The 10,867-nt window shown below is 74.3% G+C and carries 9 protein-coding genes and 1 pseudogene; 7 read left to right on the top strand and 3 right to left on the bottom strand.

The features are described from left to right. The first annotated feature begins 21 nt into the window (after positions 1-21). Complete coding sequence (locus IG64_RS08795) at positions 22-894, top strand: universal stress protein (RefSeq protein WP_037853877.1); 873 nt, start codon at positions 22-24, stop codon at positions 892-894. A 16-nt stretch (positions 895-910) separates the two neighbouring features. Here the strand turns inward: IG64_RS08795 and IG64_RS08790 are convergent, their stop codons facing one another. Together IG64_RS08790 and IG64_RS08785 are read right to left on the bottom strand one after the other, a co-directional pair. Continuing rightward, entirely contained in the window at positions 911-2,155 is a 1,245-nt protein-coding gene (locus tag IG64_RS08790) for a DUF4032 domain-containing protein (protein WP_037853876.1), read from the bottom strand. Positions 2,156-2,165: 10 nt separating this feature from the next. Then, a complete protein-coding gene (locus IG64_RS08785; RefSeq protein ID WP_037853873.1) occupies positions 2,166-2,912 on the bottom strand; it encodes an MBL fold metallo-hydrolase in 747 nt (248 codons plus the stop codon). A gap of 227 nt (positions 2,913-3,139) precedes the next feature. Here IG64_RS08785 and IG64_RS08780 point away from each other — a divergent pair, with 227 nt between their 5' ends. The 6 genes from IG64_RS08780 (at position 3,140) to IG64_RS08755 (ending at position 10,471) form a co-directional block, all read left to right on the top strand. Then, entirely contained in the window at positions 3,140-3,793 is a 654-nt protein-coding gene (locus tag IG64_RS08780; RefSeq protein ID WP_051812570.1) for a TetR/AcrR family transcriptional regulator, read from the top strand. 17 nt (positions 3,794-3,810) lie between these two features. Further along, on the top strand, positions 3,811-5,484 hold the full coding sequence (locus IG64_RS08775; protein ID WP_037853871.1) for an FAD-binding dehydrogenase: 1,674 nt from the start codon (positions 3,811-3,813) through the stop codon (positions 5,482-5,484). A gap of 280 nt (positions 5,485-5,764) precedes the next feature. Further along, entirely contained in the window at positions 5,765-7,174 is a 1,410-nt protein-coding gene (locus IG64_RS08770) for a M1 family metallopeptidase (protein ID WP_037854085.1), read from the top strand. Positions 7,175-7,266: 92 nt separating this feature from the next. Continuing rightward, the gene (locus IG64_RS08765) at positions 7,267-7,980 is read left to right on the top strand and encodes a response regulator transcription factor (RefSeq protein WP_051812566.1); all 714 of its coding nucleotides are present in this window, start codon (positions 7,267-7,269) and stop codon (positions 7,978-7,980) included. Next, positions 7,977-9,842, top strand: coding sequence for a sensor histidine kinase (locus tag IG64_RS08760; RefSeq protein WP_234438449.1), 1,866 nt, complete (start codon positions 7,977-7,979; stop codon positions 9,840-9,842). The genes IG64_RS08765 and IG64_RS08760 overlap by 4 nt, the downstream gene beginning before the upstream one ends. Before the next feature lie 179 nt (positions 9,843-10,021). After that, a complete protein-coding gene (locus IG64_RS08755) occupies positions 10,022-10,471 on the top strand; it encodes a DUF6098 family protein (RefSeq protein ID WP_037853868.1) in 450 nt (149 codons plus the stop codon). A gap of 224 nt (positions 10,472-10,695) precedes the next feature. Here IG64_RS08755 and IG64_RS42065 read toward each other — a convergent pair. After that, positions 10,696-10,836 (bottom strand): annotated as a pseudogene (locus tag IG64_RS42065) (WhiB family transcriptional regulator); the annotation flags it as partial. Positions 10,837-10,867: the final 31 nt, after the last annotated feature.

Here is a 10,867-nt window from a genome sequence, read left to right as displayed (position 1 = left end):
ACGACCAGGGAGGCGGACGGCATGACACGGCCGATCACGGCGGGTGTGGACGGATCGCGGGAGAGCCTCGCCGCACTGGCGTGGGCGGGGCGGGAGGCCGAGCGCCGCGGGCTGCCGCTGCGCGTCGTCAACGCCTGGCGTTTCGAGGTGTACGACGCCTTCGACCTGGGCGGCCGTGACGCGCAGCGGCAGCAGGCGCGCGAGGTGACCGACGGGGCGGTCGCCGGCCTGACCGGCCGCCACCCCGGCCTGACGGTGACCACGGAGATCGTGGAGGGCGACGCCGCGGACGCGCTGACCGCCGCCGCCGCGGACGCCGAGGCGCTGGTGCTCGGCTCACGCGGGCAGGGCGCCCTCGTCGGCTTCCTCGTCGGCTCCGTCGGACAGCAGGTGATCGCCGAGGCAGCACGGCCCGTCGTCCTGGTCCGGGCCGGGGACGAACCCGCCGCCGAGGCCGCGGGACGCGAGGTCGTCGTCGGCCAGCACGGCACCGCCGACGACAGCGCCGAGACCCTCCGGTTCGCCTTCGAGGCGGCCGCCGCCCGCGGGGCCACGGTCCGGGCGGTCCGCGCCTGGACACTGCCGCCGGTCTTCGCCTACAGCCCCGGCTCGCTCAAGCTGCTCGACGAGGCCGGCGGCATGGAACCGTACGAGAAGAAGGGCCTCGCCGAGGCGCTGCGGCCCTGGCGGGAGCGCTTCCCCGACGTGCCCGTCGTCGAGCACGTGGAGATGGGCAGCGCCGGCCAGGTGCTGCTGGCGGCGGCCGCGCACGCCCAGCTCGTGGTCGTGGGCCGCCGGGCCCGCCGCACCGCGGTCGGCGCCCGGATCGGCTCCGTCGCGCACGGCGTCCTGCACCACGCGGGGTGCCCGGTGGCCGTCGTCCCGCACGAGTGAGCCGGGGCCGGGGCGCCTACTCGGGTGCGGTGGGCTCCAGCGTCGTGCGGGCCTTGGGCAGGACGTTCCTGACGTAGTCCTCGACCGCGGTGTCCAGGCCGATGTCGTGCTGCGCCCGCTCGGACAGGTACCAGCGGTGCTCCAGCAGCTCGTGGTAGATCTCCGCCGGGTCCATGGCGCCGCGCAGCTCGCGCAGCTCGCGCGGCACCTCGCGCACGGTGGGCCGGAACACCTCCCGCACCCAGCGGTGCGCGAGCACCTCGGGCCGGGCCGAGAGGGGGTCGCCCGGGGCGTAGTCGTCCTGGGTGGCCATCCAGCTCTCCAGGTCGGTCAGCAGCCGCCGCGCCTGGTTCTCCTCGGTGTCCAGGCCGGTCAGCCGCAGCAGCTGCCGCTGGTGGTGGCCCGCGTCGACGACCTTGGGCACGAAGGTGACCGTGTCACCGTTGGAGGAGTGCTCGATCTGCATCTCGGCCACGTCGAAGCCGAGGTCGTTGAGGCGGCGGATGCGGCGCTCGATGTAGTGGTACTTGCCGGCGGGGTAGACGGAGGTGCGCGTCAGCTCCCGCCACAGCCCGTCGTAGCGGGCGCAGATCTCGGTGCCGAACTCGATCGGGTCCACCGAGGGGTGCAGCGCGCCCGAGGCCTCCAGGTCGAGCAGTTCGCCGCTGATGTTCACCCGGGCCAGGTCGAGGTCGTAGTCCCGCTGCCCGTCGCTGAGCCGCGGGTGCAGCTCACCGGTCTCGGCGTCGACGAGGTAGGCGGCGTAGGCGCCCGCGTCGCGCCGGAAGAGCGTGTTGGACAGCGAGCAGTCGCCCCAGGCGAACCCGGCCAGGTGCAGCCGCACCAGCAGCACGGCGAGGGCGTCCATCAGGCGGTGCATGGTGGCGGGCCGCAGGGTCGTCTCGAACATCGAGCGGTACGGCATCGAGCCGCCCAGGTGCCGGGTGATCAGCACCGGTTCCAGGGGCGTCCCGGCGCGGTCCGTGCGGCCGGTGACCACGGCGAGCGGGTCGACGGCGGGGATGGCGAGCCGGTCCAGGTCGCGCAGCAGCTCGTACTCGCGAAGCGCCGGGCGCTCGGCCAGCTCCTTGACGGCGACCACCTCGTCGCCGGCCCGGGCGTAGCGCACGACGTGCCGGGAGATGCCGCGGGGCAGCGGCACGAGGTACTCCTCGGGCCACTCCTCCAGCGGCGTCTCCCAGGGCAGTTCGAGCAGGAGCGCGGGGTGCTCCGGGTTGGTGGCGCTGATCTGCAAAGCCATGGCGGAAACTCTAGAGCGCGTGTTCCCTGGCCCGTCGGGCGGCCAGGTCCACCGGGCCGCGGTGGACGGGGCCGTGGCCGGGCAGCAGCACGTCCGCTTCGAGACCTTCGAGTATCTCCAGCGAGTCCAGGGCCCGGGCGCGCTCGTGGTGGAACATGTCGGGCAGCAGCTGGGGGCCGGTGATCCGCGAGGTGGGGTGGCCGCTCACCAGGGCGTCGCCGGAGATCACCACGCCGGCGTCGGGCAGGTGGAACACCGTGTGGCCGCGGGTGTGGCCGGGTGTGTGCACGGGCACCGGCCGCCCGGGCAGGTCCAGCGGGCCCGCCACCGGGAATGGCTCGGGGGCGGCGACGGGCAGGTTCGTGGTGCCGCCGACGCGCAGCGAGTGCACCGCCCAGGGCAGCACCCCCGGCCGCCAGCCGTTGCGCAGCACCGTCCCGATGCTCACCTGGTGCAGGAACTCCCGCCGGGCGTGCGGCACTTCGTCCTCGTGGAGGCGGACCGGGGTGCCGTACGTGGCCCGGAGGTGCTCGGCGGAGCCCAGGTGGTCGTTGTGCGCGTGGGTGATCAGCACGGCCGCCACCGCCTCCGGTGAACCGCCCACCGCGGCCAGCGAGTCGAGCAGGTCCTGCCGGTCGCCCGGGTAGCCGGTGTCGACGAGGGTGAGCGCGTCACCCTCGGTGAGGATCACCCAGTTGGTGTTGTTGCCGTGCACCAGGTAGGTGCCGTCGGCCACTTGCCGCACGTCCGCAGTCATCGATCTCCCCAAGCCGTGGATGGCCCCCGCGGGGGACAGCAAACCAGATGTGATCACCGGCCCGGCGAGGGGGGGGAACCCGCGTGCCCCGCGTCCGCCGCTGCCCGCGACGGGGGTTCCGGCACCCGCGCCGCGGCCCGGTGCGGCCGGCCGGGGCGGTGGGCCAGGTCTTCCGATACACCAGTGCATCGGATACATTCACGTATCGAAAACAAGGTGGCAGTGACATGACACAGCAATCGGGGCAGCCGGTGCCGGTGGCGCGGCCGGCCGCCACGAAACGCCGGGCGCGGACCCGCGCCGACCTCCTCCGGGCCGCGTTCGAGGTCTTCGCCGCCAAGGGTTTCGGACGCGTGTCGATCGAGGAGGTCTGCGAGGCCGCCGGGTACAGCCGGGGCGCCTTCTACTCCAACTTCACCACCCTGGACGAGCTGTTCTTCGCCCTCTACCGCGAGCGCGCCGAACTGATCGCCCGCCAGGTCTCCGGGGCGCTCGCCCTCGACGGACCGGACCTCGACGTGGCCGCCGCCGTGGACCGGGTCACCGACGTCCTCCTGCTCGACCTCGACTGGCTGCTCGTGAAGACGGACTTCCTGGTGCACGCGGCCCGCGACCCCGCCGTGGCCGACACCCTGCGCGAGCACCGGGCGCGGTTGCGCGGGGCGATCGCCGAACGGCTGGCCCGCGCGCACGCCCGCACCCCGCTGCCCGCCGTCCTCGGCGACGCGGACGGCGCCGCCCACGCGGTCGTCGCCGCCTACGACGGGGTCACCGTCCAACTGCTGCTGGACAAGGACGCCGACGCCGCCCGCGCCTGGCTGCGGCAACTGCTCACCGCACTGCTCACCGACGGCAGCGGCACCGCCGTACGCACCCACTGAGAAGGGAACGGGACACCATGGACGCGGACGTCATCGTCGTCGGAGCGGGCCTGGCCGGTCTGGTCGCCGCGCACGAACTGACCAGCCGGGGCCGCCGGGTCGCCCTCGTGGACCAGGAGAACGCCGCCGATCTCGGCGGCCAGGCGTACTGGTCGTTCGGCGGGCTGTTCCTCGTCGACTCCCCCCAGCAGCGGCGCCTGGGAGTCAAGGACTCCTTCGAACTCGCCTGGAACGACTGGCAGGGCAGCGCGCGGTTCGACCGGGCGGACGACGAGGACGCCTGGGCGATGCGCTGGGCCCGCGCCTACGTCGAGTTCGCGGCCGGGGAGAAGCGGTCCTGGCTGGAAGGACACGGCATCACGCTGCTGCCCACCGTCGGCTGGGCCGAGCGCGGCGATCTCAGGGCCGACGGCCACGGCAACTCCGTACCCCGCTTCCACATCGCCTGGGGCACCGGCACCGGAGTCGTCGAGCCCTTCGCCCGGTACGCGGTCGAGGCGGCGGGGAAGGGACTGCTCACCTTCCACCACCGGCACCGGGTGGACGAACTCGTCGTCGAGGGCGGCGCGGCGCGCGGCGTACGGGGCACCGTCCTCGCCCCGGACGACTCGCCCCGCGGTGTCGCCTCCAACCGCGAGGAGAGGGGCCCGTTCGAACTCACCGCCCAGGCCGTGATCGTCGCCAGCGGCGGCATCGGTGCCGACCACGACATCGTCCGCCGGTACTGGCCCGAACGGCTCGGCACCCCGCCGGCCCGCATGGTCACGGGCGTCCCCGCCTACGTCGACGGCCGGATGCTCGACATCAGCGCCGCGGCCGGCGTACGCCTGGTCAACCGCGACCGCATGTGGCACTACACCGAGGGCGTGCGCAACTGGAACCCCGTCTGGCCCGGCCACGGCATCCGCATCCTGCCCGGACCGTCCTCGGTCTGGCTCGACGCGCTCGGCCGCCGGCTGCCCGACCCCTGCCTGCCCGGTTACGACACGCTCAGCACCCTGCGGCACCTGCGCACCACCGAGGACATCGCCGCCCACGACCACTCCTGGTTCGTGCTGACCCGCAGGATCATCGAGAAGGAGTTCGCGCTCTCGGGCTCCGAGCAGAACCCCGACATCACCGCCAAGGACCGCAAGGCGGTGCTGCGCGACCGGCTGCTCGGCAGGGGGGCGCCGGGGCCCGTGCGGGACTTCGTGCGCCACGGCGCGGACTTCGTCGTCGCCGACACCGTCGAAGAACTCGTCGGCAAGATGAACCGGCTCACCGACCGGCCGCTGCTCGACCCCGCCGAGGTGCGCCGCCAGATCGCCGCCCGCGACCTCCAGATGGCCAACCCGTACAGCAAGGACGCCCAGGTCCAGGGCATCCGCAACGCCCGCCGCTACATCGGTGACCGCCTCGGCCGGGTCGCCGTCCCGCACCGCGTCCTCGACCCCGCGGCCGGGCCGCTGATCGGCGTCAAGCTGCACATCCTCACCCGCAAGACCCTCGGCGGCATCCAGACCGACCTCGACTCCCGCGCGCTCGGCCTCGACGGGCAGCCCGTCGAGGGCCTGTACGCGGCGGGCGAGGTCGCCGGGTTCGGCGGCGGCGGCGTCCACGGCTACAACGCGCTGGAGGGCACCTTCCTCGGCGGCTGCCTCTTCTCGGGCCGCGCGGCCGGCCGCGCCGCGGCCGGACAGGTCGTCTGAACGGGGCCGGTCCGACGGCTCGTCCGAACCGGGGCCGGTCCGACGGATCGTCCGAACCGGGGCGGCGGATCGTCCGAACCGGGGCCGCGGCCCGGCAGCCTGCCTGACCGGGCCCGGCGGCCCGCCCCTCCCGCACGGCGGCGGGCGGGCCACCGCACAGCACTGCCGCGACGCGTCAGGAGGGTTCTACTCTGGGGGCCCTTGATCACGCGCCGCCCCAGCCCCCTTCCGAGGAGACACCGTGACGCCAACCGGCAAGCACCGCCCCGCCCCACGCGCCGTGACCGCCGCCGTCCCCGTCGCGGTCGCGGCGCTGCTGGCCGCCGGCGGACCCGCTGCCGCGGGCCCCGTCGGCACGCCCGCCGCGCCCACCGCATCCGCGACGACCGGTGCCCCCGGCGCGGGCGACCCGTACTTCCCGCTCGCCGGCAACGGCGGCTACGACGTCTCCCACTACGACCTGACGCTGCGCTACGACCCCGGCAGCCGCCGGCTCGACGGCACCGCCGTCCTCACCGCCCGGGCCACCCAGCCGCTCACCCGCTTCGACCTCGACCTCAAGGGCTTGAAGGTCACCGGCGTCACCGTCGACCACGCCAGGGCGGCCCACCGGCGCGACGGCCAGGAACTCGTCGTCACCCCGCGCACCGCCCTGCGCCCGGGCCACCGCTTCCAGGTCACCGTCACCTACAGCGGCACCCCCGAGCCGGTCACCGACCCCGACGGCTCCCCGGACGGCTGGATCCCCACCGACGACGGCGCCTTCGTCGCCGGGGAACCGCAGGGCGCCATGACCTGGTTCCCGGCGAACAACCACCCCCTGGACAAGGCGACGTACGACTTCACCATCACCGTCCCCCAGGGCCGCACCGCCGTGGCCAACGGCGTCTACCTCGGCAGCCGCACCGCCCACGCCCGCACCACCTACCGCTGGCGCCAGTCGGAGCCCATGGCCGCCTACCTGGCCACCGCCACCGTCGGCAGGTTCCGCGTCGAGCGGTACACCACCCGCGACGGCCTCCAGGTCTACAACGCCGTCGACCCGCGCGAGGCGACCGCCGCCGCACCCGTACTGAAGCACCTGCCGTCGGTCCTGGAATGGGAGAGCCGGCTGTTCGGGCCCTACCCGTTCCGGGCCGCCGGAGCGATCGTCGACCACGCGCCGGACGTCGGCTACGCGCTGGAGACCCAGACCCGGCCCCTGTACGACTCCGCGCCCGACCTCGGCACCCTCGTCCACGAGAGCGCCCACCAGTGGTTCGGCGACTCCGTCTCCCTCACCCGCTGGCAGGACATCTGGCTCAACGAGGGCTTCGCCACCTACGCAGAATGGCTCTACACCGAGCAGCACGGCGGCCCGAGCGCCCAGCAGGAGTTCGACGCGCTGTACGCCCGGCCGGCGAGCGACGGGCTGTGGGCCTTCCCGCCCGGCGACCCCGGCAGCGGCAGGAACATCTTCGCCACCCCGGTCTACGCCCGCGGCGCCATGACCCTGCACCAGCTGCGCAGGGCCGTCGGCGACCCCGCGTTCCTCCGGATCCTGCGCACCTGGGCCGCGTACCACCGCGCCGGACACGGCACCACCGCACAGTTCACCGCGCTCGCCGAACGCCTCTGCGGCAAGGACCTGGACGGACTCTTCCGCACCTGGCTGGACACCCGCGGAAAGCCGGCCACGCCCCGGCCCTGACGAATTCCTCACATGCGTCGGCCAAGGTCGACGCATGATCACCCATCGACGCCGTGCCGTCCCCGGCCCGCCGACCGCTTAGGATCCGCCAGGTGTGCGCACATGTGCTGGTCGCCGAGGACGACGAGATGCAGGCCGAACTCATACGCCGCTCCCTGGTGGGGGAGGGGCACACCGCGACCGTGGTCCACGACGGCCGGGCCGCCCTGGAGGCGGCCCGGCTGCACCGGCCCGACCTGGTCGTCCTGGACCTGATGCTCCCCCGGATCGACGGCTTCGGGGTGTGCCGGGCGCTGCGCCGCGACGGCGACGTCCCGGTGCTGATGCTCACCGCCCGCTCCACCGAGGACGACATCCTGCTCGGCCTGGAACTCGGCGCGGACGACTACATGACCAAGCCCTACAGCCCGCGCGAACTCATGGCCCGCGTCCGCACCGTACTGCGCCGCAGCGGCCGGGCCGGTGAACGGCGCGAGGACCCCGTCGTGCGCGCAGCGGGGATCACCGTCGACCCGGTACGGCACGAGGTGCGCTGCGAGGGACGGCCGGTGGAGTGCACCCCGGCCGAGTTCGAGATCCTGCTCGCCATGGCCGCCGAACCCGACCGGGTCTTCACCCGGCGGCAGTTGCTGCGCTGCACGCGCGGCCTGGAGCGGGCCTCGACCGAACGGGCCGTCGACGTGCACATCATGAACCTGCGCAAGAAGCTGGAGGCCGACCCGCGCAGACCGGCCCGCCTGCTGACCGTCTTCGGTGTCGGCTACAAACTGAACGGCGGTCACGAACCGGGCGACGACAGCCTGTGAGCGGGGACACCGGCGCGCAGGGCGGCATACCGCTGCGCAAGCGGCTGCTGGTGCGCCTGCTGATCGCCTCCGTCCTCATCGCCGGCTGCTCCGTGGCCGCGACGGCCTGGCTGGCCGTGCAGACCACCACCAGCGCCCTGCGCCAGGAACAGGGCCAGGACCTCGCCGACGACGAGGCCATCCTCGCCCGGCTCAGCGGCTACGCCGCCACCCACCCCGACTGGAAGGGCGTCGGGCCCACGGTCCGCGAACTGGCCGCGCGAACCGGACGCCGGATCGCCCTGGCCACCGGCGACCGCACCCCCGTCGCCGACTCCGCACCGCACGGCAGCCCGCTGCCGCCGAGCCCCGCCGCCACCGTCGACCCCCTGCACACCGACACCTACACCCAGCGCGGCGCCCAGCTCAGCGGCGTCGACCCGCGCGCGGTCGGACCCTATCTGCTGCCGGCCGGCGAACGCGCGACGATCGACCGGATCGCCGAGAAACGGCAGCGCTGCTTCGAGGCCAACGGCGTGCGCACCAGGATCCGGCACATGCCGAGCGGACGCCCCTACCTCGTCGACGCCGACGGAAGGGTGGACACCGACGTGCCTGTCGCGTGCGCCGACGGCGCCCTCAACAGTCCCACGCCCACCGAGCAGAAGGCCTGGGACGAGCTGTGGCGGCGGGTCCAGGGCTGTCTCGTACGCGCCGGCCTCGATCCGAACCTCGGCCGGTTCCTGGCCTTCGGGCCCGTGCTCCCGGGCCCCGGCAACCACTACCTGTTCAGCAAGGTCGCCAAGGGCGACGACGAGCAGGTGCGCAAGGAGCAGCGGTGCGCCGACGACGCCTACCGCGAGCAGCTCGACCCCTACGTCGCTCCCGCCGCCCAGCTCTTCCTCGGCGGCGGGGTCCGGACGGCACCCCGCTTCGTCATGTCTTCCGGCAACAAGGCCAAGGTCGTCGGAGCCGCCGGTCTCGTGCTGGCCGTCACCGTCGCCGTCACCGCGGTGGTCGCGAGCAGGCTGGTACGGCCCCTGCGTGCCCTGACCGATGCCGCCCGGCAGCCGCCGGACCAGCACGTGAGGGTCCCGGTCACCACCCGCGACGAGACCGGTCTGCTCGCCCGGACCTTCAACGAGCTGACCGAACGCCGCGAGCGTCTGGAGGCCCAGCGCAAGGCGATGGTCAGCGACATCGCCCACGAACTGCGCAGCCCGCTCACCAACATCCGCGGCTGGCTGGAGGTGGCCCGCGACGGCCTCGTCGACCCCGACCCCGCCCTGCTCGCCTCGCTGCACGACGAGGCGCTGGTGCTCCAGCGCGTCATCGACGACCTCCAGGACCTCGCCGCCGCCGACGCCGGCACCCTGCGCCTGCACCGGGAGCCGCTCGGCGCGGGCGACCTGCTCGACCAGGTGGCCGCGGCCCACCAGGTAGCGGCCCGCACCGCGGGTGTCGCCCTGCGCACCGCGTGCGAGGACGGGCTCTGCCTGGACGCCGATCCGGTGCGCATGCGGCAGGTGCTGGGCAACCTGGTGAACAACGCGCTGCGCCACACGCCGGCGGGCGGCACCGTCACCCTGACCGCGCGCCTGGACGGCGACGAGGTCGTGCTCACCGTGGCCGACACCGGCTCGGGCATCGCACCCGGGGACCTGCCGCACGTCTTCGACCGGTTCTGGCGGGCGGAGAAGTCGCGCAGCCGCCGCACCGGCGGCAGCGGGCTGGGACTCGCCATCGTCCGCCAGCTGGTCGACGCCCATGGCGGCACCGCCACCGCGGCCGGCGAACTCGGCGCCGGGAGCGTCTTCACGCTCCGGCTGCCCGCGGGCCCGGCCGGCGCACCCGACGACGAACCGGCCGGTTCCGTGGGCTGATCGCGGGTACCCCGGCCTACGGACGCGGGGCCGGAGGGCCTGCTGAGGCGAGCCGGAGCCTGCTGCAAGGCGGCACGGCACACCCGGGTGAGAGAGAAGCGCCCGCCGGGTGGGACGGAAGCGGCCGCCGGGGTGAGGCGGGGCTGCTCACCGAGGCGGAGCAGGAGGGAGACCACGACATGAGCGCGCCGGAGGACCTGCCCGTCGTGCATTCGCTGACCGGCCTCGCCACCCTCGTCGGGCGGCACACCGGCCTGTACGTCCGCTGGTCCCGGGGCCCGGCGACCGATCTGGGGGCCACCTCCAGCGTCGACGAGCTGACCGGCGTCCGCATGCCCGGCCTGTCGGCCAACCCGCTCGACGTGGAGGACTGGTGGCAGGACCGGTCCGTCGAGCTGTGGGTGGCCCGCCGCCTGTACGACTACGCGCACCTGCCGCACGACAAGGGCCCCGGCGTCCGCCCCTGGGTCCTCACGGGCCGGGAGACGGGCCGGGGCCCGGACAACGAGCCGTTGGTCGTCGACGTGCGGCCGCTGTGCTGGATCGACGCCGAGGTCATCGACGCCGCGCGGGAGGAGGTCTCCCGGCAGGAGGCCCGCTGGGGCACGCTCCGCCGCTCGGGCGGGTGAAACCCCTGCCGTACGGCCGCCCCGCCGATGCCGTCATGCGGGGCGCGGTGGTCCCACGCCGGTCCGGGTCAGGGACCGGGACAGACGCCGGTCCGGATTCCTAAACCCCGTACCGGGGCCGGTCGTGGGCCGAGACCCGACCGAGGCCGGTCCGGATCCCGAGACCCCGACCGAGGCCGGTCCGGGTCTCGGACCGGTCATCCGGAACGCGGATCTCGGACCGGTCATCCGGAACGGTGGCGGGCCGTGGCGCGGCGCCGCCTGAGCGCGCGCCGCTCGTTCTCGCTGGTCCCGCCCCACACCCCGAGGGTCTGGGCCGTGTCCAGCGCCCACTCCAGGCACTCGTCCCGGACGGGGCAGCGCCGGCTTCTCTGGGGGCCAGTCCGGTGTGGTGTG

Source organism: Streptomyces sp. NRRL S-340 (assembly GCF_000720185.1).
Taxonomy (GTDB): Bacteria; Actinomycetota; Actinomycetes; order Streptomycetales; family Streptomycetaceae; genus Streptomyces.
The sequence above is the reverse complement of the archived record's forward strand: the minus strand, read 5'-3'. Positions and strand labels throughout refer to the sequence as shown.